Origin of the sequence: Stenotrophomonas sp. PA-6-5C (assembly GCF_021605635.1) — a bacterium.
Taxonomy (GTDB): domain Bacteria; phylum Pseudomonadota; class Gammaproteobacteria; order Xanthomonadales; family Xanthomonadaceae; genus Stenotrophomonas; species Stenotrophomonas lactitubi.
This window is the reverse complement of the sequence record NZ_WKEE01000069.1, coordinates 1-25,750: the sequence shown is the minus strand read 5'-3', so window position 1 is coordinate 25,750 and position 25,750 is coordinate 1. Positions and strand designations below refer to the sequence as shown.

Annotated in this window: 21 protein-coding genes; 6 read left to right on the top strand and 15 right to left on the bottom strand. The window is 67.3% G+C overall.

Annotated features, from left to right (window positions below):
• Positions 1 to 152 precede the first annotated feature (152 nt).
• From GIW57_RS21305 to gap, 3 genes are all read right to left on the bottom strand, one after another.
• Complete coding sequence (locus GIW57_RS21305) at positions 153 to 1,529, bottom strand: DUF3999 domain-containing protein (protein WP_236512734.1); 1,377 nt, start codon at positions 1,527 to 1,529, stop codon at positions 153 to 155.
• Complete coding sequence (locus GIW57_RS21300; protein ID WP_236512732.1) at positions 1,526 to 4,210, bottom strand: DUF2339 domain-containing protein; 2,685 nt, start codon at positions 4,208 to 4,210, stop codon at positions 1,526 to 1,528. The genes GIW57_RS21305 and GIW57_RS21300 overlap by 4 nt, the downstream gene beginning before the upstream one ends.
• A 127-nt stretch (positions 4,211 to 4,337) precedes the next feature.
• Positions 4,338 to 5,342: a type I glyceraldehyde-3-phosphate dehydrogenase gene (gene gap / locus GIW57_RS21295; protein ID WP_236512730.1), complete on the bottom strand. Its 1,005-nt coding sequence runs from the start codon at positions 5,340 to 5,342 to the stop codon at positions 4,338 to 4,340.
• 193 nt (positions 5,343 to 5,535) lie between these two features.
• On the opposite strand from gap, the gene GIW57_RS21290 reads away from it, so the two are divergent.
• The 3 genes from GIW57_RS21290 to GIW57_RS21280 all read left to right on the top strand — a co-directional run bounded on the left by GIW57_RS21290 (position 5,536) and on the right by GIW57_RS21280 (position 8,363).
• Positions 5,536 to 6,165 (top strand): OmpW family outer membrane protein, encoded by a 630-nt coding sequence (locus tag GIW57_RS21290; protein ID WP_099820845.1) that lies wholly within the window; start codon positions 5,536 to 5,538, stop codon positions 6,163 to 6,165.
• Between the two features lie 568 nt (positions 6,166 to 6,733).
• Positions 6,734 to 7,552, top strand: a complete 819-nt coding sequence (locus GIW57_RS21285) for a S1/P1 nuclease (RefSeq protein ID WP_236512729.1) — start codon at positions 6,734 to 6,736, stop codon at positions 7,550 to 7,552.
• Positions 7,553 to 7,562: 10 nt separating this feature from the next.
• Entirely contained in the window at positions 7,563 to 8,363 is an 801-nt protein-coding gene (locus GIW57_RS21280; protein ID WP_236512726.1) for an MBL fold metallo-hydrolase, read from the top strand.
• 41 nt (positions 8,364 to 8,404) lie between these two features.
• Here the strand turns inward: GIW57_RS21280 and GIW57_RS21275 are convergent, their stop codons facing one another.
• The 3 genes from GIW57_RS21275 to GIW57_RS21265 are packed head-to-tail and all read right to left on the bottom strand — an operon-like array spanning position 8,405 to position 10,537.
• Complete coding sequence (locus GIW57_RS21275; RefSeq protein WP_236512724.1) at positions 8,405 to 8,965, bottom strand: hypothetical protein; 561 nt, start codon at positions 8,963 to 8,965, stop codon at positions 8,405 to 8,407.
• On the bottom strand, positions 8,965 to 10,179 hold the full coding sequence (locus GIW57_RS21270; protein WP_236512722.1) for a TonB family protein: 1,215 nt from the start codon (positions 10,177 to 10,179) through the stop codon (positions 8,965 to 8,967). Before GIW57_RS21270 ends, GIW57_RS21275 begins: the two co-directional genes overlap by 1 nt.
• On the bottom strand, positions 10,172 to 10,537 hold the full coding sequence (locus tag GIW57_RS21265; RefSeq protein ID WP_236512720.1) for a BlaI/MecI/CopY family transcriptional regulator: 366 nt from the start codon (positions 10,535 to 10,537) through the stop codon (positions 10,172 to 10,174). The genes GIW57_RS21270 and GIW57_RS21265 overlap by 8 nt, the downstream gene beginning before the upstream one ends.
• A gap of 118 nt (positions 10,538 to 10,655) precedes the next feature.
• Here GIW57_RS21265 and GIW57_RS21260 point away from each other — a divergent pair, with 118 nt between their 5' ends.
• From GIW57_RS21260 to GIW57_RS21250, 3 genes are all read left to right on the top strand, one after another.
• Positions 10,656 to 11,213 (top strand): flavin reductase family protein, encoded by a 558-nt coding sequence (locus tag GIW57_RS21260; protein WP_236512718.1) that lies wholly within the window; start codon positions 10,656 to 10,658, stop codon positions 11,211 to 11,213.
• A gap of 33 nt (positions 11,214 to 11,246) precedes the next feature.
• Entirely contained in the window at positions 11,247 to 13,199 is a 1,953-nt protein-coding gene (locus GIW57_RS21255) for an acetyl-CoA hydrolase/transferase C-terminal domain-containing protein (protein WP_236512716.1), read from the top strand.
• Positions 13,200 to 13,298: 99 nt separating this feature from the next.
• Complete coding sequence (locus GIW57_RS21250) at positions 13,299 to 13,847, top strand: NADAR family protein (RefSeq protein ID WP_236512713.1); 549 nt, start codon at positions 13,299 to 13,301, stop codon at positions 13,845 to 13,847.
• 110 nt (positions 13,848 to 13,957) lie between these two features.
• Here GIW57_RS21250 and tkt read toward each other — a convergent pair whose 3' ends face one another.
• From tkt to pilQ, 9 genes are all read right to left on the bottom strand, one after another.
• Entirely contained in the window at positions 13,958 to 15,955 is a 1,998-nt protein-coding gene (tkt, locus tag GIW57_RS21245) for a transketolase (protein WP_100460210.1), read from the bottom strand.
• A gap of 201 nt (positions 15,956 to 16,156) precedes the next feature.
• On the bottom strand, positions 16,157 to 17,491 hold the full coding sequence (locus GIW57_RS21240) for a dicarboxylate/amino acid:cation symporter (RefSeq protein ID WP_236512711.1): 1,335 nt from the start codon (positions 17,489 to 17,491) through the stop codon (positions 16,157 to 16,159).
• 57 nt (positions 17,492 to 17,548) lie between these two features.
• Positions 17,549 to 19,249, bottom strand: coding sequence for a BatD family protein (locus GIW57_RS21235; protein ID WP_236512709.1), 1,701 nt, complete (start codon positions 19,247 to 19,249; stop codon positions 17,549 to 17,551).
• Complete coding sequence (locus GIW57_RS21230) at positions 19,246 to 21,126, bottom strand: tetratricopeptide repeat protein (RefSeq protein ID WP_236512736.1); 1,881 nt, start codon at positions 21,124 to 21,126, stop codon at positions 19,246 to 19,248. Before GIW57_RS21230 ends, GIW57_RS21235 begins: the two co-directional genes overlap by 4 nt.
• A 17-nt stretch (positions 21,127 to 21,143) precedes the next feature.
• Positions 21,144 to 22,148 (bottom strand): VWA domain-containing protein, encoded by a 1,005-nt coding sequence (locus GIW57_RS21225; protein WP_236512707.1) that lies wholly within the window; start codon positions 22,146 to 22,148, stop codon positions 21,144 to 21,146.
• Entirely contained in the window at positions 22,145 to 22,594 is a 450-nt protein-coding gene (locus GIW57_RS21220; protein WP_236512705.1) for a DUF4381 domain-containing protein, read from the bottom strand. Before GIW57_RS21220 ends, GIW57_RS21225 begins: the two co-directional genes overlap by 4 nt.
• Complete coding sequence (locus tag GIW57_RS21215) at positions 22,591 to 23,520, bottom strand: DUF58 domain-containing protein (protein WP_236512704.1); 930 nt, start codon at positions 23,518 to 23,520, stop codon at positions 22,591 to 22,593. Before GIW57_RS21215 ends, GIW57_RS21220 begins: the two co-directional genes overlap by 4 nt.
• An 8-nt stretch (positions 23,521 to 23,528) precedes the next feature.
• On the bottom strand, positions 23,529 to 24,554 hold the full coding sequence (locus tag GIW57_RS21210; protein WP_236512702.1) for a MoxR family ATPase: 1,026 nt from the start codon (positions 24,552 to 24,554) through the stop codon (positions 23,529 to 23,531).
• Between the two features lie 171 nt (positions 24,555 to 24,725).
• The coding region (gene pilQ, locus GIW57_RS21205; RefSeq protein ID WP_236512700.1) for a type IV pilus secretin PilQ at positions 24,726 to 25,750 on the bottom strand (1,025 nt) is incomplete at its 5' end.

Sequence of the window (25,750 nt, the reverse complement as noted above, 5' to 3'; positions counted from 1 at the left end):
GGGCAGGGGTGTCAGCCGCATGAATGCGGCTGCCAAGCCTACAAGGACGTACTTGCGGCGTCCCCTGCCCAGTCCACCCGCCCGGCCAAGCGCGGCTTTTGCTCCATGCGACCAACCGACCACCCACGAGGGGCTGCGCCGTTCGCTGCGAACTACGCCGAAGGCGACGGCTTCTGCTTCAGCAGGCTCAACGCCAGTCCGCCGACAACCAGCACCCCCAGTCCCAGCAGCGCCCACAGCAGCCACGCCTTCCAGTCGTGCTGCGGCTTCAGCGCCGCATCACCGGCCAGCGTCTCCGGACTGCCTTCCAAGCGTGCCAGCGTCGGCTGCCACGACGGATCATTGCGCTGGCGCAGTTCCTCGATCAACACCGTGATCGGTGCCTCTGCGCGGCGCGCGGTCGTACTGCCCACGGCCAGTGCGTAGGGCGCTGCGCCCTGGCTGAGGAACACCATCACTTCCGGTTGATAGCCCAGGCGCAGCGTCGGGGCGCTGGTGGTCTCCACCGGGCTCGCCACCAGCTTCCAGTAGCGGTCGCGGTACATGCCGCCCAACGGCTGTGCCGCCGATTGCTGGCGCTGGCCCGGGGCACCCTGCTGCAGCTGATAGGCAATCCACGGCGCGCTGCGGCGCTGCCACTCCGCGGCAGCGTCATCGCGACTGAACAAGGTCCACTGCACCAGGCTGTTGTCGGTGCTGGCCACGTCGGCGCGGGTCACCGGGAATCGGCCATCCAGTTCAAAGGTGAACTCGCCCTTGCCCTGCGCTGTCGGTGTCAGCGACAGCCACTCCCAGGGCACCGTTGCCGGCGCCGGCGGCAGTTCCGCCAGGACGCTGCGCAGCTCCGGCAGGCGCGCCTCGCCCTGCGGCAGGATCCGCAGGTAGCGCACGTTGCTGTCGACCTGCAGGCGGCGCTGCAGCAGGCGCTTGCCCGCGCGCTGCAGGTCCACCAGGGGGACGTCGCGGGCGATCGACTGCCAGCGCTGCAGATCGTCGCTGGCATCGAGCTGTACCTGCGCCTGCAGTGGCTGGCTGCTTTCGGCCCAGTCCAGCACCAGCGCTGCCAACGGTTGCTGGCCGAGCACGCTGGCATCGATCAACCAACCACCCTGCCCGTTCGCTACCGCACCACCACCAAGGCGAGCTTCGACCCGGCGCACACGGCCGTCGGTATCGCGCTCGGTCAGCAGCTGCAGGTCGTTGCGCTGGGCCTCGGCCAGCGGCGGCAGCGGGAACCACGGCAGCTCGCGCTGCACCGGTGGCTGCGCCAACGGCTGGTCCGGCGCCAGCAGCGCCGACGGCAATGCCTGGCCAGCGGCGTTGAACACCTGCAGGTCGCCCAGATCGGCTGCGCCTGCACGGCGATAGATCGCCGGCTCCAGCACCACCCGGTAGGCACCGGACTGCGCGCTGGACAGGCTCAGCGGCCATTGTTCGGCGTACTGCGCGCGGTAGTCCGTGGCCTGTGCAGCAACTGCACCGGCCACCCCGAACAATACCGGCAGCAACGCTCGGCTCCACTTCCTCATTGGTTTTCCTCCACGGTTGGCGGCGCGCTCGGCGGCGCGGGCGCCAGGTAGCCCACCACGGTGCACAGCAGGCCGTAGGCGATGAACGATGCGATTCCCAGCAGGTTGCCCAGGTGCTGTCGGTCGATCAGCACCAGCTTGGCCAGCACCACGGCCATCAACACGGCACCGACCATCCACAGCACACGCTGGCCGCGACGAGAGCCCCACACCCAGGCGATCACGCCGAGCACGCTCCACAACACGGTCAGGCTGGTCTGGGCCAGGCTGAAGCGGGCCATCGTCGGATCCCAGACCACCCCACCCCAGTGATGCACGCCATGCAGCACGGTGCTGGTCAACGCGATGAAACCGGCCACGGCCAGCACCGGCACACGCAACCGCTGCAGCGGCGCCGGTCCCTGCGCGTCATACAGCCAGCGCGCGATCAGCAGCAGGCTGACCCACTGTGCCAGTTCGGCAGGATTGAGCAGCGGCAGCCACGGCAACGGCGTGGCGTCACCCGCCACGGTCAGGCCGAACAACCAGGCCAACGCCAGCACCGCGAAAATCACGCTCTGCAGCGGCAGGCGCACCGGATCAAACGCTGCACCCAGCGGCCAGCGCAGCACGTTCCAGCGCCACAGCGACAGCGCCGCCAGCAGCAACCACGGCAGGGTCACCAGCAACGCGGTCCAGCCCTGCGCCAGGCGCGCGTCCCCGCCGCCCCACAAGGCCAGCAGCGAAAGCAGCGACGGCCACAGCAGCCACCACAGGAACTGCGCGATACGGGCCACGCCGCCACTGCCCTGACGCAGGCACAGCAGGCTGCGCACGCCGAGCGCGGCGAACACGGCCCACGCCAGCGCGCCATAGCCGGCAAACGGCTGCTGGTGTGCATCACTCTGCAGCAACGCCAACGGGAAGCCCGCTGCCAGCATCACCAGCGCGGTCACGCCCAGCGCACGCGCCGGCATGCGGCGCTGTACTTCCGACGCCAACCAGGCGGTGACGGCGGCCAGCACCAGCACGGCATCGGCCTGCACCGAATGCTGGAAGAAGCGGCCGATTTCATGCACCAGACCGCCCAACCACCACAGCAGGCCCCACAGGTAGTACACCAGGGCGAAGTCATGGCGCTGCCTGCGCTGGTAGCTCCACGCCGCCGCGAAACCTGCCACGGCCAGCAGCAGCGCGCCGATCGCGGTCGGGTTGAGCAGGAAGCGCTGGTCCTGGTGCCAATGGTCGGCACCCACCACGAACGCGAATGCGGCGGCGAGCTGCAGCAGCGCACCGGTCACCTGCGGCAACCAGCGCTTCTGGCGCAACCCCAGCCAGGCCAGACCGGCGCCTTCCAGCGCGAATACCGCGCCGGTGGCACGCGCCGAGAATGCCAACGGCACTGCCAGCGTCGCAAAGCCCACGGCCAGTACCGCATGCGACTGCGCCAGCACCGTGTACGACGCGCGCGCGATCAGAGCGCGTGCCAGCAATGCATAGATCGCGGCCAGGCCCAGCGCACACAGGGCCAGCGTCATCGGTTGTTCGTGCAGCATGCCGGCCTGCAGCGAGAAGGCGATCAGCGGCGTGCCGAACACCAGGCTGCCATCAACCAGATCGCGACGCCCGGCCGGCTGCCGGCGCGCATACAACAGCGGAATCAGCAGATAGAAGGCGAAGAACAGCAGCAGGAACGGTTCGGTGCTGGCGAACTTGGTCGCGTCGTACTGCAGCACGCCCCAGAAGGTGCCGATGCCGAAGGTGAACGCGAAACCGAGCAGGTTCAGCACACGCCACGGGCGATACCAGGCGATGGCGAAAATGCCCGCGTTGAGCACCGCGTAGTAGCTGAACAGCCCGACGTGGTTGCCGCTGCCAGTGGACAGCCACAGCGGCGCCATGAAGCCCGCCAGGATGCCCAGCACCGCCAACGTACGCGAGTTCTGCACCACCGCCAGCACGCACAGCCCCGCCACCAGCGCGATCGAGCTGGCAAAAGCGAAACCGGGCGCGAGCAGATCGAAGCGCTTGAAGGCAGCGAAGATGGTCAGCAGCAGCACGCCGATGGCGCCGCCCTGCAAGGCCAGCGCGAACATCCGCCGGCGCTCGCGCTGGTGCCAGCCGAAGGCCAGCAGGCCCAGCGCACCGACGGTGATGCCCGCCAGCCGCAGTTCTACCGGTACCACCAGCCAGCCTTGATCGCTGACGTACTTGAGCAGCGCGGCAACACCGGCCAGCAGCACCAGCATGCCGATCTTCACCGGCACATTGCCCTGGGTGAACCAGTGTTTGACCGCGCCAATCGCGCGCTCGACCAGGTTCGGCAGGGCCGGTTCGGCCGGCAGCGGCGGCACTGTCGGCTCCGGTGGCAACGGCGGTGGCGGCAGCGGACGCGCGGGCTGGGCCGGCGGCGGCAGCTCCTCGCGGGCGGCGACCGGCGTCGATGAAGGGGCCGCCGTGGGCCGCAGGAACGAGGGTTCGCTGCTGGGCTCGCGTGTTGCCGCAGGCGCGCGCGGCGGCTCGGCCACGGCCGAGGGCGCACGGCCGACCGTCCCTGCCGGAGTGGGCGCGACCTGCACGGTCTGTGCGGCCTCCAGCGCGGCGACCCGCCGGCGCAGGCCGGCAATCATCACCAGCGCCGCCACCAGCAGCAGCGGTATCGCCAGCAGGACCAGTACTGCCAGGACCAAGAGTGCTTCCATTCCTCGCCTTCCAATGCGATCCCGCGCCACGATGGCGGCGGTCGACGGGCCCATGCTACGTCAGGCCGGGCCCCTTAAACGACGAACCCCGGCCAGGCCGGGGTTCGCGCGACGATCTTCGCAGGCCTTACTTGGCTGCGACGACCTTGGCCATTTCCAGGCACTTGTTGGAGTAGCCCCACTCGTTGTCGTACCACGACACGAGCTTGACGAAGGTGCCGTCCAGGGCGATGCCGGCGTCGGCATCGAACACCGAGGTGTGGGTTTCACCGCGGAAATCGGTGGCAACCACCTTGTCCTCGGTGTAGCCCAGGATGCCCTTCAGCGCGCCTTCGCTCTGTGCCTTCACTTCGGCGCAGATCTCGGCGTAGGTGGCTTCCTTTTCCAGCTCGACGGTCAGGTCGACCACCGACACGTCCGAGGTCGGCACGCGGAAGCTCATGCCGGTCAGCTTCTTGTTCAGTTCCGGAATGACCACGCCGACAGCCTTGGCTGCACCAGTGGAGGACGGAATGATGTTCTCCAGGATGCCGCGGCCGCCGCGCCAGTCCTTGTTGGACGGGCCATCGACGGTTTTCTGGGTGGCGGTGGCCGCATGCACGGTGGTCATCAGGCCGCGCTTGATGCCCCACTTGTCATTGATGACCTTGGCCAGCGGCGCCAGGCAGTTGGTGGTGCACGAGGCGTTGGAGATGATCGCCTGGCCGGCGTAGGTCTTGTCGTTCACGCCGAACACGAACATCGGCGTGTCGTCCTTCGACGGTGCCGACAGGATGACCTTCTTGGCGCCGGCATCGATGTGCTTCTGCGCGCTGACCTTGTCCAGGAACAGGCCGGTCGCTTCGAGCACGACGTCGACGCCGACTTCGTCCCACTTCAGGTTGGACGGATCGCGTTCCTGGGTCAGGCGGATCTTCTTGCCGTTGACCAGCAGATCCTTGCCATCGACGGCTACGTCGGCCCTGAAACGGCCGTGCACGGAGTCGTACTTGAGCATGTAGGCCAGGTAATCCGGCTCCAGCAGATCGTTGATGGCCACGATTTCGATGTCGTCGCCGAAGTTCAGCACCGCCGAGCGCAGGACGTTACGCCCGATGCGACCGAAACCGTTGATACCAACCTTGATTGCCATGTTCTCAAGCTCCTGCAGCCGCGACAGGTGCGGCGGGGTGGATAGGGCCCACAAGTCTAGCAGGCCGGCCTTGACCACCGCCGGCCAAGGCCGGCCCCGGGACGGGGGCCGGACAGGATTTGATCCGGATCAAAGCGTTAGCGCGGCGTGAGGCCGAGACTGGCCACATCCACCCAGCAACGAGATCACCCCCATGCGCAAGACCTCCCCCCTGATCGTGGCCAGCCTGGCCGCCGCCCTGTCGCTGGCCGCCGCCCCGGCCATGGCCCAGTCCAAGGGCGACTGGACCATTTCCGCCGGCGTGCACCAGGTCGCCCCGAAGTCGAACAACGGCTGGCTGGCCGGTGGCACCCTGAAGGTCGACGTCGACAACGACGTCAAGCCAACCATCACCGGTGAGTATTTCATCGCCGACAACCTGGGCATCGAAGTGCTGGCGGCGCTGCCGTTCAAGCACGACATCAACATCAACGGCCTGGGCCGCGTGGGCAGCACCAAGCAGCTGCCGCCGGTGGTCACCCTGCAGTACCACTTCAACAGCAAGGGCAAGGTGTCGCCGTTCGTCGGCGCCGGCCTGAACTACACCACCTTCTTCAGCGAAGACACCACCGGTGCGCTGGCAGGCAGCAAGCTGAAGCTGCAGGATTCGTGGGGCCTGGCCGCGCATGCGGGCATCGACTTCGCGATTGGCGAGAAGGGCGCACTGCGCGTGGACATGCGCTGGATCGACATCGACAGCAAGGTGAAGCTGGACGGCGAGAAGATCGGCACGGTCAACATCGATCCGCTGGTCTACGGCGCGTCGTACGTCTTCAAGTTCTAAGGGGTTGTTTGGCGGGGGCTTCGCCCCCGCTCCCCCGCTACAGGCAAAACCCTCGCAGCATGTTGCCCCGGTATGTGTGTGCCGGGGCTTTTTTTGTTGGGCACGACGGGCGCAGGTACCGGTGTGGGTCGAGGCAGGGGAAGGTGCCGAGACACGCCGTAAACCCATCACTGGGGGCTCGATGGCGCCATCCATGGCACCAACGGTCCCGTCCCCTCCCCCTGCCTCGCCCTTCCATTTTTTGCGCGCGCGCAAGCGCAAGCAGAAGCCGGCATCCGCACGTCGCAGTTGCCATCGGCCGGATGCGATTGCGCGCCGCAGGATGTGATCCTGCATTTGACTCTGATTCTGCTTTTGACGTTTGCATCCGCCAGCGCGGCCATGTTGGATGGTGGCTGCAGGGGCAGGCGCTGCGGGACCGTCCGCGGCATGGATGCCGCGGCCGAGCCTACAGGGACGTACTTGCGGCGTGTCCCGCAGCGCCTGCCCCTGCAGCCAGCTGCCCAGCGAACAGGAACGCGCCGCTTTCCATCAACCACCCATCTCCCCCGCTGGCTAGAATGAGCGGATGAAAGCACTGCACTCCCTGTTCCTCGCCGCCGCTCTCGCGCCGGCCCTGCTGACCCTGTCCGCACCCGCCCATGCCTGGGGCGCGCAAGGCCACCGCCTTGTCGCCGAAGTCGCCGACAGCCGCCTCAACCCGACCGCACGCACCGAGGTTGATCGCCTGCTGGCCACCGAACCCGGTGCCACCCTGGCCAGCATCGCGCCCTGGGCCGACCAGCTGCGTGCCAAGGATCCCGGCCTCGGCCGTCGCTCGGCCGGCTGGCACTACGTCAACATCGCCGAAGATGGCTGCCATTACGAGGCGCCGAAGCACTGCAAGAGCGGCAACTGCATCGTCGAAGCGCTGAAGGCGCAGAGCGCGATCCTCGGCGACCGCAGCCTGACCGATGGCGAGCGCCTGCAGGCGCTGAAGTTCGTCGTGCATCTGGTTGGCGACATCCATCAGCCGATGCACGCCGGCTACGGCCATGACAAGGGCGGCAACGATTTCCAGCTGCAGTTCGGCAACCGCGGTACCAACCTGCACTCGCTGTGGGACAGCGGCATGCTCAATACCCGCAAGGTCGACGATGCCGGTTACCTGCCGGTGCTGCGCGCGCTGCCGGCGCCGAAGCTGGCACGCCAGTCCAACCCGCAGCGTGACCCGGTCACCTGGGCCGAAGCCAGCTGCCGCATTTCCGTGCAACCTGGCGTTTACCCTGCCTCGCGTAAGATCGGCGACGACTACACCACGCGCTACCGACCTGTGGCCGAAGCGCAGCTGCGACTGGCGGGTGAAAACCTGGCGCAGTTGCTGAACCGCGTGCTCGCCACACGCTGAGGAGTATCCGATGTCGGTCCAGGTGCAATCGTTCTTCCACCGTGACAGCAACACCTTCAGCTACCTGGTCAGCGACCCGGCCAGCAGGGAGGCCGCGCTGATCGACCCGGTACTGGATTACGACCCGGATACCGACGCCAGCAGCGAATCGCCGGTGCGCGCGATGCTCGATGCCATCGCGCAGCAGCAGCTGCACGTGCGCTGGCTGCTGGAAACCCACGCCCATGCCGACCACGTGTCGGCGGGGCGTCGACTGAAGCAGCGGTTCCCGCAGGCGACGTTGGCCATCGGCGAAGGCATCCGCGCGGTGCAGGCCACGTTCGCACCGCGCTATGGCCTGCAGCTGCCCGATCAACATGCGATCTTCGATCACCTGTTCGCCGACGGCGAGACCTTTGCACTGGGAGAGTTGCAGGGGCGCATCATCGCCGTCCCCGGCCACACCAGCGACAGCATCGCCTATCTGATCGACGATGCCGTCTTCACCGGCGACTCGCTGTTCATGCCCGATGGCGGCACTGCACGCTGCGATTTCCCCGGCGGCGACGCCGCGCAGCTTTACCGCTCGATCCAGCGTCTGCTTGCCCTGCCCGATGCCACCCGCGTGTTCGTCTGCCACGACTACGGCCCGGGCGGCCGCGATTTCGCCAACGAAACCACCATCGGTGAACAGCGCGCGCACAACATCCACGTGCATGACGGCGTGGCCGAAGCCGAATTTGTCAGCGTGCGTCAGGCGCGTGATGCGACCCTGGCAGAACCGCAGCTGATGCAGCCGGCGGTGAAGGCGAACATCCAGGGCGGAGCGTAGGGGCCGCACGGTCGCTTCATCGCGGCGGGAATGACGCGGCATCATTTGCCCTGCGTGCGCACCACATGCTGGCCCTTCACGATCTCGAAGGTGAAGGCATACAGCAGGCTCACCGGCACCGGTTCGACGCGCTCGGCGCCTTCGCAGTCGCCACGATCGCTCGGCACCTTGCCCGGTGCGAAGTGGCAGACGGCGGCGGGTGAATACTTCCACATCGCCACCGCCTCCTGCGCCGCCTGCAACAGCGGCGCGTTCTCGCTTGCCGCGCCTGCAGCGCATTCGCTGCGGCCGACCAGCGCCAGGCTTCGCTCGACAGCGCCTTCGGCATCGATCACCAGTTGCAGGCAGATGGTGGTCGGCGCCAGTTCGGTGCGCGGGTCACGATCACCGATCTGCGGATCCGGCGCCACATACAGCTGCGGCATCCGATAGCCTTCGGTTGCACCCAGCGTGTACGCCTGCACCTGGCCGCTGCCGCCTTTTCCTTCCGCATGCAGACGTTGATGGCCAACGCTTTCATTGCGGGTGTCGACGGTGCTCAGCCGTTCCTGGGTGGCGCAGCCCGCCAGCATCCCCGCTGCCATCAGCAGTGCGAAGCGCATCACCTGGTGGTCTCCGTCACGTCGTCGTTCTCATCCATGGCGAAGGTGATCGGAATGCGCACGGCGCCCGCCACCGGCTTGCCGTTCTTCAGCGCCGGGCGATAGGTCCAGCTTCGCGCTGCTGCAATCGATACCGCTTCGAATACGCCCGGATTGGTGGCGCTCACTACACGCACATCGCTGACAGCACCGTGCGCATCAACGTCGACGCGGAGCACCACCACGCCTGTCTGGCTCTGCTCGAACGCGCTCTTCGGGTAGCTCGGCGGCGGCATCTTGTCGACCTGGATCTCCCGATCCATGACAGCCGCCACTGGGCCGACCGCCATTGCGCCACTCTGGCTCGCCCACGCCACCGCCCCCATCCCCAGGCACAACCCGACCACCAGCACCTGACCCGACACCCACGGCAATGCCTTCCGCTTGGACTGCTTCAACATGGCGATACGCTCCTTCAACACAGGTTGGCTGCGCCAGTGGCAGACCGCTGGCGCAACCGGGTGGACCAGCTGCGCCTTCAGCAGCGTGCTGGCGTAGAGGCCGCGCAGCGCGGGCTGCGGGGCAATGGTGCGGGCATCGCAGGCCAGTTCCTGGTCACGCAGGAAACGACGTGCGGCCCATGGCAGCAGCGGGTGGAACCAGAACACCGCGCGCATCAGCAGCAGCACGCCGTTGGCCCAGTGATCGCCATTGCGACGATGGCTGTGCTCGTGCTGCAGGATCAGGCGCTGCTCCTGCGCGCTGAACTGTTGGTCGAAATCCGGGCCGACCACGATGCGTGGCCGCCACAGGCCCACCAGCGCCGGCAGCCCGGGATCAGCGCTGGCCTGCCAGCTGCCATCGGCACGTGGCCGCAGCGCGCCCAGGTTCCGCTCGAAGCGACGCTGTGCACGCAGGTCGCGCAGCAGGCAGGTGCCTGTGCCCAGCGCCCACACCAGCAGCAGCACCAAAGGCCATTGCAGCGACGCCGTCGGCAGGCTGTCCACGGATTCCGGCACGACCTTCAGCGGCAAGGTCGGCACATGCTGCAACAGCGCGACCTGTGGCAGGGGAATCAACAGCGTGACCAACAGCAGGGGCAGCAGCCACCAGCTGCGGTAAGCCAGCCCGGCGCCGCCCAATCGCACCAGCAACGGCCGCGTCACCGCCAGCAGGGCCGCGCCCAGCGCCAGCCACAGGCTGGCCCGCCACAGTCCGTCGAGCAGCTCATTCATCATCCAGCTCCTGGATCAGCTTCTTCAGTTCGGCGATGTCCTGCGCGCTCAGTTGACCGCGTTCGCTGAAATGCGCCACCAGCGGCGCCACCCGGCCTTCGAACACACGCCCGAGGAAGTCCTGGCTCTGCGCCTGCACCCATGCCTGGCGCTGCAGCAGCGGCCGGTACAGATAGCGCCGGCCATCGCGCTCGGCGGCGATCGCGCCCTTGGTCAGCAGCCGGTTGATCAGGGTCTTGATGGTCGGCTCGGCCCAGTTGCGGTGGGCCAGTGCGGCCACGACGTCATCGGCGGTGCGCGGTGCCTGCTGCCAGAGCACCTCCATCACTACGGCCTCGGCTTCACTGATCGGGGTCATGGTTTACATCCGTAATCGATGAATTGATTACGCGCGTAATCGAACCGACTGTCAACCCCTAGACCCGTACTTCATCGCGCCTGCGCCAGCATGAGGGGCCTCCACCGCAGGTACCGGCATGAAGCCTTTGCGCAAGCGTGATTTCCCCGTCGAACAGGCCCGGCGCTTCCTCGAACCCGGCCCGATCGTGCTGGTCACCACCTCCTGGCGTGGCCAGCGCAACCTGATGACGATGGGCTGGCACATGGTGATGGGCTTTTCGCCCTCGCTGGTGGCCACCTACCTGTGGAACGAGAACCACAGCTTCGGCCTGGCGCGCGGCAGCGGCGAATGCGTGATCAACGTGCCGGGGGTCGAACTGCTGGACACCGTGGTCGACATCGGCAACTGCAGCGGCCGCGACGTGGACAAGTTCGAACGGTTCGGCCTGGATGCGCTGCCGGCGCGGGACGTGGGGGCACCGCTGGTAGGCCAGTGCCATTCCAGTTTCGAGTGCCGCCTGCATGACGACAGCAAGGTCGAATCGAGCAATCTCTTCATCTGGGAAATCGTGCGCGCACACGTGGCGCCACGGCCGAAGCTGCCGCGTACGGTGCATTACCGCGGCGATGGCCGGTTCATGGTGGCCGGTGCCGAAGTCTCGCGTCGACGGCGGTTCAAGCCCGACATGCTGTAATGCCAGCACTCCCCCCAAGCAGGACCGCCCCGGATGACCGAACACCTCACCGACCTCGACGCCGCCGTTGACTGGCTGTTCGCGCGCGTGGACGGGCCGCTGCGGATCGGTGCGCCGCTGGCGCTGGGCAAACCCCACCGCCTGCTCAACGCCCTGTATGCGCGTGTGGAACAGGACCCGTCGCGGCCGCTGCAGCTGTACACCGCGCTGTCGTTGAACCCGCCGCAGGCGAAGGGAGATGGCCTGGAAGCGCGCTTCATGGCGCCGTTCGCGTCCCGCCATTTCGGTGAAGACTTCCCGCGCCTGGCCTATGCCGATGCAATCGCGCGCGACGCATTGCCAGCGCATGTGCAGGTGGAAGAGTTCTACATGCAGTCCGGTGCCCTGCTCGGTTCGCGGCAGGCACAGTCCAGCTACACCAGCCTCAACTACACCCACGCTGCCGACGCCGTGGCCCAGCGCGCGCCGCAGGTGATCGTGCAGAAAGTAGCGATGCGCCCGGACGACCGGCGCCTGTCGCTGTCCTGCAACAACGACATCACCCAGGACACGCTGGACGCGATGACCGCACGCGGCCTGCCGCGCCCGCTGCTGGTTGCGGAGATCGATCCGCAGCTGCCGTATCTGGGCGGCACGGCCACGGTCGACGTGTCCTTCTTCGATCTGGTCATCACCCCGCCGCCGCCGTATCCGGCGTTGTTCGGGCTGCCGCGGCAACCGGTGGCCGACGCCGACTACGCCATCGGCCTGTATGCCAGCACCCTGGTGCGCGACGGCGGCACGCTGCAGATCGGCATCGGCACCTTGGCCGATGCACTCAGCCATGCACTGGTACTGCGCCACACCGACAACGCGCGCTACCGGCGCGTGCTGGATGCACTGGACCCGCAACTGGCCAGCCATCCGCTGGTACAGGAGATCGGCGGGCTGGAGCCGTTCGAGATCGGCCTGTACGGCTGCAGCGAAATGCTCAACGAGGGCTTCCGCCGGCTGGTGCAGACCGGCGTGATCAAGCGCAAGGTGCATGATGACCTGGCGTTGATGCAGCGCATCGAGAACGGCAGCACGCTGTCCATCGATCACGCCACGTTGGAGGCGGAGGGCGAATATCTGCACGGCGCGTTCTACCTGGGCTCATCCGAATTCTACGAATGGCTGCGCACCCTGCCCGAGGACGAATGCCGGGCGATCGGCATGCGCCGCATCAGCGAGATCAACCAGCTGTATGGCGGCAACGAAACACTGGAACGCCTGCAGCGCCGACACGCGCGCTTCTTCAATTCCTGCATGATGGCCACCGTACTGGGCGCAGCGGTGTCCGATGCACTGGAAGATGGACGCGTAGTCTCCGGTGTGGGCGGCCAGTACAACTTCGTGGCGATGGCGCATGCGCTGCCGGAAGCACGCAGTGTGTTGATGTTCCGCGCCGCGCGTGATGATCGTGGCCAGCGCGAATCCAATGTGCGCTGGAACTACGGTCACACGACCATTCCGCGCCACCTGCGTGACATCTATCTCAACGAGTACGGCATCGCCGATGTGCGCGGCCTGACCGACGACGACTGCGTGCACGCGATGGCGGCAATCACCGAGGCGCCATTCCAGGGCGCGCTGCTGCAGCAGGCCTTCGCGGCGCGCAAGCTGGCAGCAACGGCACAGCCCGATGCGCAGCGGCAGCAGCGCAATACACCACAGGCACTGGCGGCGGCGCTGGCGCCGTTCCGCAACGATGGCACCCTGCCCGATTACCCGTTGGGCAGCGACTTCACCGAGATCGAACAGGTGCTGGTGAAGGCGCTGGGCTGGTTGAAGGCCAACACGCAGACGCGCGGCAGCAAGCTGCGCACCGTGTGGGACGCGCTGTGGCAACCTGCTGGTGACGGAGATGCCGTGTACCTGCAACGGATGGAACTGCAGTCGCCCAAGGACGTCGGCGAACGGCTCAATGCACGGTTGTTGAGGCTGGCCCTGGCACGCACCGCGTAGCTGCGCGGATGGTAGCGCCGGGCCATGCCCGGCGGATAACGATCAGTGCCAACCAGGATTGGCACCTGCCGCAGTGGCGCGGCACGCTATCCTGTGCGGATGAGCGACGATTCCCGTTTCCTGCATGACCTGCAACGCCGCCAGGCCGATGGCGAGCACCTGCGCTATCTCTGCTTCTGGGGTCACCAGCCGCCGCGCACAGGCGTGGCGGCGTCGTGTTTCAGCCAGTGGTACGACGCAGGTTTCAACATCGACGGCGTGCACTACGCCACCGCCGAGCACTTCATGATGGCCGGCAAAGCGCGACTGTTTGGTGCCACCGACATCCTCGAACAGGTTCTCGCCAGCCGCACGCCTGACAAGGTGAAAGCGCTGGGCCGGAAGATCGAGGGCTTCGACGAGGCTCTGTGGGCGCAGGCGCGCTACGCCCTGGTGGTCGAAGGCAACCGGGCCAAGTTCTCGCAGAATGCGGCGCTCGGCGATTTCCTGCGCGCCACGGAAGATCAGGTCCTGGTGGAAGCCAGTCCGGTGGATGTTGTCTGGGGAATCGGCCTGGCCAAGGATCACGCCGACGCACACAACCCGGCGCAGTGGCGCGGATTGAATCTTTTGGGGTTTGCACTGATGGAAGTGCGGGACGCGATGTAACGCCTATCCACGCATGGCGTGGATCTACTGGCGCGCGGGCGATTCGTTTCGCTCCGCAAACGAGAAAGGCCGGCTTGCGCCGGCCTCCCCGTATTCCATTGCGGTGCGGCTTACAGCGCCTTGGCGGCTTCCACCACGTGCGCGGTGGTGATGCCGAAGTGCTGGTACAGCTTGTCGGCCGGGGCCGAGGCACCGAAGGTATCGATGCCGATCACTGCGCCGTCCAGGCCGACGAACTGGCGCCAGAAACCGGTGATACCGGCTTCGATCGCCACGCGCTTGCGCACGGCGTTCGGCAGCACCGATTCGCGGTAGGCCGCATCCTGGCGCAGGAACACATCGGTGGACGGCATCGAGACCACGCGGGTCTTCAGGCCGGCCGCATCCAGCTGCGCCTTCGCTTCGGTCGCCAGCGAGACTTCCGAACCGGTCGCGATCAGGATCACGTCCGGGGTGCCGGCAGCATCAGCCAGCACATAGCCGCCACGCTCGATCTGTGCGATCTGCTCGGCGTCGCGCGGCTGGTGCGGCAGGTTCTGGCGGCTGAACACCAGGCAGCTCGGGCCGTCCTGGCGGGTGATCGCAGCCTTCCAGCTCACGGCCGACTCGACCGCGTCGCACGGGCGCCACACGTCGTTGTTCGGGATGTAGCGCAGCGAGGCCAGATGCTCCACCGGCTGGTGGGTCGGGCCGTCTTCGCCCAGGCCGATCGAGTCGTGGGTATAGACGTGGATGGCGTGGGCCGGGATCAGCGCGCTCATGCGCACGGCATTGCGGGCGTAATCGCTGAACACCAGGAAGGTGGCATCGAACGGAATGAAGCCACCGTGCAGGGCCAGGCCATTGGCGATCGCGGTCATGCCGAACTCGCGCACACCGTAGTACACGTAGTTGGCATTGGCATCGTCGGTGGCGACGGATTTGCTGCCCTTCCACAGGGTCAGGTTCGAGTGTGCCAGGTCGGCCGAACCGCCCACGATTTCCGGCAGCAGCGGTGCGAAGGCTTCGATGGCCAGCTGTGACGCCTTGCGCGAGGCAATGGTCTGGCCTTCGGCGGCAACCTGGGCGATGTAGGCGTCGGCCTTGGCAACGAAGTCGGCCGGCAGATCGCCATGCGAGCGACGGGTCAGTTCAGCGGCTTCGGCCGGATACTGCGCAGCGTACTTGTCGAACTGCTGCTCCCACTCGGCCTGGCGCAGGGTGCCGGTACCGCCGGCACGCCAGCCGGCGTAGATCTCTTCCGGAATCTCGAACGGGCCGTAGTTCCAGTCCAGCGCCTTGCGGGTGGCTTCCAGTTCGTCCTTGCCCAGCGGTGCGCCGTGGCTGGATTCCTTGCCGGCCTTGTTCGGCGAACCAAAACCGATCGTGGTGCGGCAGCAGATCAGGGTCGGCTTGCCGTCCTGCGACAGGGCCGCTTCGATACCGGCCTTGATGCTCTCCGGATCGTGGCCATCGACGCCGCGCACCACGTTCCAGCCATAGGCCTCGAAACGCTCCGGGGTGTTGTCGGTAAACCAGCCTTCGGTGTTGCCGTCGATGGAGATGTGGTTGTCATCCCAGAAGCAGACCAGCTTGTGCAGGCCCCAAGTGCCGGCCAGCGAGGCGGCTTCGTGGGAAATGCCTTCCATCAGGCAGCCGTCACCCATGAACACCCAGGTACGGTGGTCGACGATTTCCAGCTCCGGGCGGTTGAAGCGCTGTGCCAGCAGCTTCTCGGCCAAGGCAAAACCGACGGCATTGGCGAAACCCTGGCCCAGCGGACCGGTGGTGGTCTCCACGCCCGGGGTCTCATGACGCTCCGGATGGCCGGCGGTGTGGCTGCCCAACTGGCGGAATGCCTTCAGCTGCTCGATCGGCAGGTCATAGCCGCTCAGGTGCAGCAGCGCGTACTGCAGCATCGAGCCGTGGCCGTTGGACAGCACGAAGCGGTCCCGGTTGAACCACTGCGGGTTGTTCGGGTTGTGACGGTGGTAGTCGTTCCAGAGGACTTCGGCGATGTCGGCCATGCCCATGGGCATGCCGGGGTGGCCGGACTTTGCGGTTTCAACCGCATCGGCGGCGAGGAAGCGGATGGCGTTGGCCAACTGGCGACGGGTAGGCTGCGTCATGGTTCTGTCGGAATCGGGAGGCGGCCGCGGAACTGCGGGCGGCCTATTGTCCCACAGACGCCGGGTGGGGTCAGGCCAACAAGGCGGTCGTGCCGGCCGCTGGCCGGCAATGTCGTGATTTCCGGTGGATTCCGCATATGAAAAGGGGTCGGAGCCCTTTCCTGCGAAAAGGGATCCGACCCCGATCAGGTATTGCCTGGGTCAGTTGTCCAGACGGGCCGCGGCGGCAGCGGCCTCGGCCGGGGTGTCCGGCGCTTCGCCCTTGGCCACCAGGGTGGTCAGGGCCAGGTCGCCGGTCACGTTCAGCGCGGTGCGGCACATGTCCAGGAAGTGGTTCACGCCCAGGATCAGGCCGATGCCCAACGGATTGACGCCGACCATCGCACAGATCATCGCCACCACCGGCAGCGAGCCGGACGGCACACCGGCCGTACCGATACCACCGAGAATGCAGACCGCCATCACCATGACCTGCTGGCCGATGCTCAGGTCGACACCGAAGAACTGGGCCAGGAAGATCACCGTCACGCCCTCGAACAGCGCGGTGCCGTTCTGGTTGGCGGTGGCGCCCACGGTCAGCACGAAGCGCGATACGCGCTGCGGCAGGCCCATCTGGTCGGCCACGCGCAGCGCGGTCGGCAGCGTGGCGTTGCTGGAGGCGGTGGAGAAGGCCATCACCGTGGCCTCCTGGGTCTGCCGGAAGAACGCCAGCGGCGAACGCCCCGACAGCCATACCGCAGTGCCGTAGGTCACCACCATGTGCAGGCCCAACGCCAGCACCACCACGCCCACGTAGGCACCCAGGCGGATGATCAGGTCGAAGCCGAACAGCGCGGCCAGGTTGAACATGAAGCAGGCCACGGCATACGGCGCCAGGCGGATGACCAGGTTGATCAGGGTCATCGAGATTTCGAACACGCCTTCGATGGCGCGACGCAGCGGGGCTACCTTGGCCTCGTCGGTCAGCACCATGCCGATACCGAACATCAGCGCGAAGAACATCAGCGACAGGATCGCGCCATTGTCCGAAGCGGCCTGCAGCACGTTGCTCGGCACGATCGACAGCAGCATGTCCATGCCCTTCGGCGTGCCATGGATGCCAGCCACGATTTCCTTGCTGCGCTCGGCGTTCTCCGACAGCATCAGCGCGGCCACCTGCGGATCGACGCCGGCACCGGGCTTGAGCAGGTTGACCAGCACCAGGCCGATGCCCACGGCGATGCCGGACAGCAGCACGGTGTAGGCCAACGTCTTCCAGCCGATGCGGCCAAGGGCGCGGATGTCGCCCATCTCCGACACGCCCATGATCAGCGCCGAGAAGATCAGCGGCACGATCAGCATGAAGATCAGGTTGAGGAACAGGCCCGAAGCCGGGGTGGTGATGTAGTCCATTACCCACTTGGCACCGGTCTGCAGGCCTTCGACGCTGCCGCCCAGGGCATGCACGATCAGTCCCAGGACCAGGCCGATCGCAAAGCCGATGCCCATCTTCCAATGCAGGGGCAACTTCTTCTTGTCGGCAGCAGCTGCTGTCATGCGCGGGATTCCTCGAAAAATGAATCTACTCTAACAAAGCGCGCAAGCCGCGCCGGTTCAGGGTTGCCGCGGTGGATACAGCGGCGGCAGCCCAGTGTCGACGGCGCTGGTGGCGGCCGACCAGTGCGGTCCGTCACGGAAGCTTTCGCGCAGACGGGCCCGCAGCGCGGTGACATCACCCATCCCGCCCCAGCGCGCCTGCTGCAACGCCTGCAGGGTCTGCCGCTGGGCCGGATCGGCCAGGCGCTCGATCACCTGTTCCAGGCGCTCCACGCCCGCCATAGAACACAGCAGCGCCTCCACCTGGTCGAAGCCCTCGCCATCGATGGCCCGGCGCAGCTCGGCCACACTGGCACGCGACGACGGCGCAGGTGCAGTGGCCCCAGTGCGGAGAACCGGGCGGGCATGGGCGACCGCATGGCGCCCACGTCGCCATCCCCATGCCAGGGTCAACAGCCACAGCAGCGCCAGACCTGCGGCGGCGGCCATCCACGGCCACGGCCGGGTGCCGGCTGAGGTTGGTGCGAGAGAGGATGCAACGGAAGGGGCGGCGTCTTCCGGCAGCGCGGCATCGGTATCGATCGGTTGTGCCACGGGCGCGCCGGCCCGGCCTGCGGCCACAGCCAGCTCCAGATCCGGCAGGCTGGCCTGCTGGGCACTGCCGCTGTCCACATTCCACCACGCCACGCGCGGCCCCGGCACACGCAGCGATCCAACCTGCCGCGGCACGATCGAATAGCGCCGGGTGATCTTCAGGCGTGGCGTGCTGCCGTTGAAGGTCTCCTCGTACTGGGCCGGTTCGGCGAACACCTGCGCGGCGTCGCCGAGGTCGGGCACGGGCAGATCGGTGAACTGGGCCCGGGTAGCGCCGTTGGCGATCGCTTCGACCATCACGGTGGCCGCTTCGCCCGTGCGCGCACTGCTCGGTGCCGTGGTGTAGCGCAGCTGCAGGCTGTGCAGGGGCAACCACGGCTGCACGGCCTGCGCCGGTTGCGCCTGCACCTGCAGCGTGCGCTCGGCACCGACAGCATTCATGCGGCCATCGCCACCGCTGCCGAAGAAGTCATCGAAGAAGCCCCCGGCACTGCGGCCGGTGAAGCGCGCGCCAGGCAGACGCAACGCACCGCTGCGCTCGGGAATCAGCAGGAAGCGACGTTCGACCACGTTGTAGCGACGCCCGTTGACCTGGCGCACGTCGCTGCGATCCTCCCCCACCCGCTGCAGCGAAGCGCCACTGGGGGTGTCGAGCACCAGTTCACCTGATGCCAGCTGCGAGGCGAAGTACAGCCTGACCACCACGCCCACGCTCTGCTGCACATAGGGCGTCGGGTCATCCACCTCGGTTTCGATGAAGGCAGTGGCATTGCTCTGCGGGGTCGCCACCACTGCATCACTGACCTGCAGCGACAGGGGAGCGGTGCGTGCACTGCCGACCTGCAACGAGGGCACCTGCAGCGTACCGGTGCGGCGCGGCGTCAGCGCAACCGTATAGAGGTTGCGCTGCTGGACGCCGCCATTGCTCCACTGCACCTGGCGATTGCTGCTCTGCGCGCTGAGCGCGAAATCGGCATTCAACGGCGCATAGTCCGGTGCACCTTCGTCGGTCTCGATGTGCAGGGTGACCGCATCACCGGCGGCGATGCTGTCCTGTTCCAGCCAGGCACGCGTCTGCGCCATGGCCACCATCGGCAGCCACAGCAGCAGCATCGCCAGCACAGGCAGAGGCCACCGGAATTGCCTGCTCGCCATGCCTGTCATCGCCCTTCCCTCTTTCTACGTTCGTTTTCCAACTGGAACTTGGCCCGCAGCAATGCCCCCGGATCATCCGGTACGCGCCGCATCCAGGCCTCCACGGCCTGCTGTTCCTCGCGCTGTTGCGGCGTGCCGCCATCGCCGCGCACTGCCGTCTTGCCAGCCTCACCGGCGCGCGCCTGCTGCAGGGCCTGCTGCATGCGCTGACGCTGCTGGGCATCGGCCTGCGCCTGGGCCTGCGCGTCGGCTGCCTGCGGCGGCTCCTGCTTCGCACCCTGCTGGCCGGAGCCTGCAGACGTCGGGTTCTGCTGGCCCTTCTGGCCCTGCGGTTGCTGCTGGCCTTGCTGGCCTTGCTGGCCTTGCTGGCCCTGCTGGCCCTGTTGCGGATTCTGCTGGCCTTGCTGCGGCTGATTCTGCTGACCTTGCTGACCTTGTTGGCCCTGCTGGTTCTGCTGGTTCTGCTGGTTCTGCTGCTGGCCCTGCTGCGGTTTCTGCTGCCCCTTGCCCTGCCCCTGACTGTTGCTCGACGGCGGCTTACGCTTGCGCGCGGCGTCGACCACGGCACGGTTGGCGACGGCGTCGGCCATCTGCGGGTGGCGCGTCAGGGCCTTGTCGTAGGCGGCGATGGCGCCGTCGTAGTCGCCCTGACGGGCAAGCACGTTGCCGAGGTTGTACCAGCCAGCGTCGCTGTCGATGCCTTCGAACTGCTTGCGGGCAGTAGCGAAATCACCTTGACGGTAGGCCTGCACGCCCGCAGCCAGGCGCGCATGCTCACGCTGGTCGGCACGTTCCCACAACGTGCCCGCTGCAGGTGCCGGTGCAGCTGTCGGCGCGCGTGGCTGTGCCTGCAGCTGCCCGCTCAAGGGCAGAAGACCCACGGCCAGCACCGCCGCCAGTACCGCGCGACGACGGAATGCCAGCAGTGCCAGCAGCATCACCGGCGGCAACAACCAATAGCCTTCGTCCTGCCATTGCCGGGCCTGCCCGGGCCGCTCCAGTGCGCCGCCTTCGCTGGCATCCAGCACGTCCAGTGCCTGCAGGTCGCGATCATCGCTGGCGATGCGCTGGTAACGCCCGCCGCCTGCGGTGGCGACGGCACGCAGGCTGGTTTCATCCAGCGCAGCCTGTGCGATCTGGCCTTGACCATCGCGATAGGCGGCGCCGGACGGCGTGCCCAGGCCCAGCACCGACACCTGCAGGCCGAGACCACGCGCCTGCGTTGCCGCAAGCACCGCTTCGCTGTCGGCCTGGTCGCTGACCAGGAGAATCTGGCCGCGCAGGGCACCGGTCTGCCGCAGCAACTGCACCGCCCAGTCGATGCCACGATCAGCGCGCTGGCCATCACGCGGCATCACCTCCGGCGCCAGCGCATCCAGGTACAGCGCCACGTTTGCAGCGTCGTCGGTCAACGGCGCCACGGTATAGGCATCTTCGGCATACACCACCAGACCCACCTGCCCGCCTTGACGAGCGCGCAGCAACGCACCGATTTTTGCCCGCGCCTGCAGCAGCCGCGAGGGTGGCAGGTCGGTCGCGGTGATGCGACTGGACAGATCCTGCACCACCACCAGCGGCGCGCTGGCCTGATAGACCGGCTGCGCCTGCTGCCGCCAGCTGGGGCCAGCCATCGCCAGTGCCGCCAGGGTCCAGCCCAGCAGCAACGCCCATGGCAGGCGCACGCGTCGCTTTCCCTCGCCAGCCAGCAGGTGCGACAACAGGTGGGCATCGACTGCCTGCCGCCAGGCATCGCTGCGCCGTTGCCGGTATATGGCCACCGCCACGATCAGCGGCAGTGCCGCCAACATCCACAACCACTCCGGGCGCAGGAAATGCAGCGCGCTCCACTCGAACGTGCTCCACTCGAACGCGCTCCAGTCGGGCATCTTCAGGAAGGTGGCGCTCATCGGCGGCGCTCCGGCCATACCCACGCCAACGCACCCAGCAGCAACGCGACAGCCAGCGGCCACGCATAGCGCTCGTTGCGCGGACGCAGTGTCGGTCCCTTCGCGGCGATCGGCTCCAGCCGGTCCAGTTCGGCATAGATGCCGACCAGCTGGTCGGTGTCACGCGCACGGAAGAAGCGGCCGCCGGTCATCTCAGCGATCCTGCGCAACGTTGCCTCATCCACCGGGTCGCGGTCGGCGGCCACCGGAATGCCGAAGAACCGCGCACTGCCGTCGCTGCCAAAGGCCACGGTGTGCACGCGCACGCCTTCGGCACGCGCCAGCTCGGCGGCGCGCAGGGGTTCCAGCACACCGGCGTTGCTGACACCGTCAGTCAGCAGGATCAGTACACGCTGCCCTTCGGGCTGGCTGCGCAGGCGTTTGACAGCCAGCGCGATGGCATCGCCAATGGCCGTCTCGCGTCCGGCAAGGCCGACCACGCTGTCGCGCAGTTGATCGCGCACGCTGGACAGATCCGCGGTCAACGGCGTGAGCGTGTAGGCACGGTCACCGAACACCAGCAGGCCGACGCGATCGCCGGCACGACGGTCGAGGAAATCGGCCAATACTGCCTTGGCAGCGGTCAGGCGCTCCACCGCCTGTGCGCCGAGCACCATGTCCGGCTCGCTCATGCTGCCGGACACGTCCATCGCCAGCATCATCTGCCGGCCTTCCTGTGGCGGGGTGATCGCCTCACCCAGTTGCTGCGGCCGCGCCATCGCCACGCACAGCGCCAGCCAGCCCAACCACAGCAAGCCGCTGCGCAACCAGGAAACCCCGATGCGCCCGCCACCGGCCAATGATTCCAGTTCGGCGGCGGCGTAGGGCACGCGCAGCGCGGCGCCCGGGTCGGCACGCCGTTTCCACGCGTACATCAGGATCGGCAACGGCAGTGCCAGCAGTGCCAGCGGCCATGCCAGCTGCAGATCCGGCCAGGGCCAGTAAGCTGCCAGCGCGCTCATCGGCGGCGCTCCTGCAGCAACGCCAAGTAGCGCGCCCGTGCCCACGCGCGCACGTCGGCCACGGCAGCGGCATCCACGCTTGGACGATACGCGCCCTCGGCCAGCAGGTTGCGCTGCGCAGGCGGCAGGGTGTCCTTGGGATCGACATGCTGCCACCACGCGTCATCGCGCAGTGCTTCGCTGCCGGGTCGCGCCTGACGCGCCGCACGCCGCAGCAGACTGGCGATGGCCGCCAGCTCCGACGGCGCTCCGTTCACTGCCGCAATCTCCTGATCGAACACACGCACCCACTGTTGGCGACGACGACGACGACGCCAGACCACCGCAGCAACGATCGCCAGCACCAGCAAGAACAGGGCGATCAGCATCAGCCAACCGGGAGCCGGCGGCCACCACGAGGGCGAAGCCGGCAACTGCACATCACGCAGTGGCAGGGAGGCACTCATGCCGGCACCTCCGTCGCTGCCGGTGCCAGCCAGGCGTCGCTGGCCGCATCGGTGGACAGCACCTGCACATCGACGCGACGCGCGGCGAGCTGGCTGCGCAGCTGCTGCAGGGGTTCAACAAAATGCGCTTGCCAGTGTGCCTGTACATCGCTGCGGCGCAGGTCCAGGCCGATGCGCTGCTGTGCGGCGAGAAACTGCAGCGGCGCCGCTGGCGGTTGCAGCTCCAGCGGATCGACCAGCAGCAGCAGACTCAAGTCATGGTGTTGGGCCAGTGCGCTCCAGCGCGCCGGCGGAATGCGGACCGCCTGCTGCGGATCGGCCAGTACCAGCATCCGCGCGCCGGGCCGCAGCACCCGCCCGGCATGGTCCAGCGCGCGCTCCAGGCCGAGGTCATCGGCGGGTGGCTGCGCGTACCAGCGCGTGAGTGCATCGAGTACGCGCAGTACGCCGCGGGCACCGCCGGCCGGCGCGATCGGCGCTTCACGATCACTGCCGCGCAATGCACCGATGCGGTCGCCGCGACGCTGTGCGGACCATGCCGCGACGGCACCCGCGCGCGCTGCCTGCACCGACTTGAAGCGCACACGGGTACCGAAATACAGCGCAGGCGACGTATCGGCAACGATCAGGGTGACCCGTTCGCGCTCTGCCTGGAACAGTTTGGTGTGCGTGCGACCGGTGCGCGCAGTGACGCGCCAGTCGATGTGGCGCGCGTCGTCGCCCGCCACGTATTCGCGCGATTCTGCATATTCCATGCCGCGTCCGCGCAGCGGCGAAGGTGCCTGGCCTGCGCTGCCCGCGCGCCCTCGGCGAGGCGGCGGCGGGCGCTGTGCCAGGCGGCGCAATGCCACCAGCTCGGCCAGCTGCGGTCGCAGACCATCGCCTTCGCTGGTAGCCGGAGCAGGTCCGATGGTCGTGCCGGTCATGCGCGCACTCAGGGTGCCGGTACCCGGGCCAGCAGCTCCTGCACCAAGCGCTCACCATCCCACCCTTCGGCGACGGCTTCATAGCTGGGCAGGACCCGGTGGCGCAGCACATCGGCGGCCACGGCACGCACGTCGTCGGGGGTGACGAAATCACGCCCAGCCAACCACGCCCGCGCCCGTGCGCACCGTTCCAGTGCGATGGAGCCACGGGGGCTGGCGCCCCACGCGATGCGGCGCGCCAGCGAGGCGTCGTAGCGCGAAGGATCGCGCGAGGCTAGCACCAGCTCGATCAGGTAGCGCTCAAGCGCGGGGGCCATGTGCAGCTCCAGCACCTCGCGGCGCGCGTCGAAGACATCCTGCATCGGCAACTTTTCCGGCGCCGCTGCGGCCTCACCAAGCGCACCCCGGGCACGCTCGCGGGCCAGCCGCAGGATCTCCGACTCGGCCGCCTGGTCCGGATAACCAATGCGTACATGCATCAGGAATCGATCCAGCTGCGCTTCCGGCAGCGGGAAGGTGCCTTCCTGCTCGATCGGGTTCTGCGTGGCCATCACCAGGAACAGCGATGGCAGCGCGTAGGTATGGCGACCGACGGTGACCTGGCGCTCGCCCATGGCTTCCAGCAGCGCGGACTGCACCTTGGCCGGCGCGCGGTTGATTTCATCGGCCAGCAGGATCGGATGGAAGATCGGCCCCGGCACGAACTCGAAACGGTCTTCCTGCGGGCGCCAGATCTCGGTACCGGTCAGGTCCGAAGGCAGCAGGTCCGGGGTGAACTGCACACGTGCAAAGTCTGCTTCCAGCCGAGCTGCCAAGGCCCGGATAGCCGTGGTCTTGGCCAGGCCCGGGGCACCTTCCACCAGCAGGTGGCCATCGGCCAGCAAGGCGATCAGCAAGCGTTCGACCAGCGCCGCCTGGCCAACGATCTCGGCCGACAGTGCATCGCGCAGGTTGCTGAAGGCCGCATGCAGTCGCGAGGTGACGGGGGCAGGCGGCGGAGAAATGGATTCGGGCATCGGCGGAGGCAGGTTCATGGGGGCCTTTGACCGGCGCGGGATGGCTCGGGTTCCCCACATCATCGCAGGCCATCCGGCTGCTGGCATCAAGAACGGCTGAACAGCCTCCACGCATGGCGTGGATCTACCTGGGCAAACGACGCGGGGCCGCACGTGGCGGCCCCGGTCGGATGCAACAGGTGCAACGTCTCAGTTCTGGCGCGCCACGCGCAGGACCTTCGGGGTCACGAACACCAGCAGTTCGGCCTTGTCCTTGTTGCGACCGCGCTTCTTGAACAGGTTGCCGAGGAACGGCACGTCGCCCAGGAACGGCACCTTGCTGACACTGTTGCGGTCGGTGAATTCATACACGCCGCCGATCACCACGGTCTGGCCATCTTCCACCAGCACGGCGGTATTGACCTCGCGGCGGTTGATGGACGGCACGGTACCGTAGCCCTGCAGCTGGATCAGCTGGTCGACCTCATCCTTCTTCACCGCCATGTTGAGGAACACGCGGTTGTCGTTGGTGATGGTCGGAGTGACCTTCAGTTCCAGAACCACTTCCTTGAACTGGACGTTCGGGGTCTGTGCGCCGCCAGCACCGCCACCACTGATGGTGACATAGCCGATTTCCTTGCCCTGCTTGATCAGCGCCTCGCGCTGATTGGTGGTCACCACGCGCGGGTTGGAAATGACTTCACCACGCGACTCTTCCTGCATGGCCGACAATTCCACATCAAGCAGATAGCCCGCGTTGAGGATCGACAGTGCCAGCGAACCCGGGTTGCTGGCCGCTGCCACCGGCAGGTTCCAGTTCAGGCCGCGGGTGATGGCCGAACCGACCGACACCGGCGGCGGGCCCACACGGCCACCGGCGATCCAGTCGCGCTCGGCCTTCGCGTTGGTGTTGGCGGTGTCCACCTGCGATTCGCGGGTCTTGGCGTTGGCCTCCAGGTCACCACTGAAATACACGTTGTCGCGGCTGCCGCTGATGCCGAACTTGGCACCCAGCTCGCGCGCGAACGTGTCGGTAGCGATGACGATGCGCGCTTCGATCAGCACCTGGTCGACCGGGCGGTCGATGACACTGATCAACTCGCGCATGCGCGCGATCTTCTTCGGAATGTCGCTGATCATCAGTGTGTTGGTGCGCTCGTCGGCGACGATGCGACCGCGTCCCGACAGGAAGCCACTTTCTTCCTGCGAACTGCCGCCACCGCCACCACCACCGC

What these genes read in the sequence shown, in the direction of transcription:
- GIW57_RS21250 (WP_236512713.1), top strand. Translation starts at nt 13,299, where the DNA reads ATGAGCGACGATTCCCGTTTCCTGCATGACCTGCAACGCCGCCAGGCC.
- GIW57_RS21270 (WP_236512722.1), bottom strand. Translation starts at nt 10,179, where the DNA reads ATGAATGAGCTGCTCGACGGACTGTGGCGGGCCAGCCTGTGGCTGGCG.
- GIW57_RS21275 (WP_236512724.1), bottom strand. Translation starts at nt 8,965, where the DNA reads ATGCGCTTCGCACTGCTGATGGCAGCGGGGATGCTGGCGGGCTGCGCC.
- gap (WP_236512730.1), bottom strand. Translation starts at nt 5,342, where the DNA reads ATGGCAATCAAGGTTGGTATCAACGGTTTCGGTCGCATCGGGCGTAAC.
- GIW57_RS21290 (WP_099820845.1), top strand. Translation starts at nt 5,536, where the DNA reads ATGCGCAAGACCTCCCCCCTGATCGTGGCCAGCCTGGCCGCCGCCCTG.
- GIW57_RS21255 (WP_236512716.1), top strand. Translation starts at nt 11,247, where the DNA reads ATGACCGAACACCTCACCGACCTCGACGCCGCCGTTGACTGGCTGTTC.
- GIW57_RS21215 (WP_236512704.1), bottom strand. Translation starts at nt 23,520, where the DNA reads ATGACCGGCACGACCATCGGACCTGCTCCGGCTACCAGCGAAGGCGAT.
- GIW57_RS21230 (WP_236512736.1), bottom strand. Translation starts at nt 21,126, where the DNA reads ATGCCCGACTGGAGCGCGTTCGAGTGGAGCACGTTCGAGTGGAGCGCG.
- GIW57_RS21220 (WP_236512705.1), bottom strand. Translation starts at nt 22,594, where the DNA reads ATGAGTGCCTCCCTGCCACTGCGTGATGTGCAGTTGCCGGCTTCGCCC.
- GIW57_RS21305 (WP_236512734.1), bottom strand. Translation starts at nt 1,529, where the DNA reads ATGAGGAAGTGGAGCCGAGCGTTGCTGCCGGTATTGTTCGGGGTGGCC.
- GIW57_RS21225 (WP_236512707.1), bottom strand. Translation starts at nt 22,148, where the DNA reads ATGAGCGCGCTGGCAGCTTACTGGCCCTGGCCGGATCTGCAGCTGGCA.
- tkt (WP_100460210.1), bottom strand. Translation starts at nt 15,955, where the DNA reads ATGACGCAGCCTACCCGTCGCCAGTTGGCCAACGCCATCCGCTTCCTC.
- GIW57_RS21210 (WP_236512702.1), bottom strand. Translation starts at nt 24,554, where the DNA reads ATGAACCTGCCTCCGCCGATGCCCGAATCCATTTCTCCGCCGCCTGCC.
- GIW57_RS21260 (WP_236512718.1), top strand. Translation starts at nt 10,656, where the DNA reads ATGAAGCCTTTGCGCAAGCGTGATTTCCCCGTCGAACAGGCCCGGCGC.
- GIW57_RS21265 (WP_236512720.1), bottom strand. Translation starts at nt 10,537, where the DNA reads ATGACCCCGATCAGTGAAGCCGAGGCCGTAGTGATGGAGGTGCTCTGG.
- GIW57_RS21280 (WP_236512726.1), top strand. Translation starts at nt 7,563, where the DNA reads ATGTCGGTCCAGGTGCAATCGTTCTTCCACCGTGACAGCAACACCTTC.
- GIW57_RS21300 (WP_236512732.1), bottom strand. Translation starts at nt 4,210, where the DNA reads ATGGAAGCACTCTTGGTCCTGGCAGTACTGGTCCTGCTGGCGATACCG.
- GIW57_RS21240 (WP_236512711.1), bottom strand. Translation starts at nt 17,491, where the DNA reads ATGACAGCAGCTGCTGCCGACAAGAAGAAGTTGCCCCTGCATTGGAAG.
- GIW57_RS21285 (WP_236512729.1), top strand. Translation starts at nt 6,734, where the DNA reads ATGAAAGCACTGCACTCCCTGTTCCTCGCCGCCGCTCTCGCGCCGGCC.
- GIW57_RS21235 (WP_236512709.1), bottom strand. Translation starts at nt 19,249, where the DNA reads ATGACAGGCATGGCGAGCAGGCAATTCCGGTGGCCTCTGCCTGTGCTG.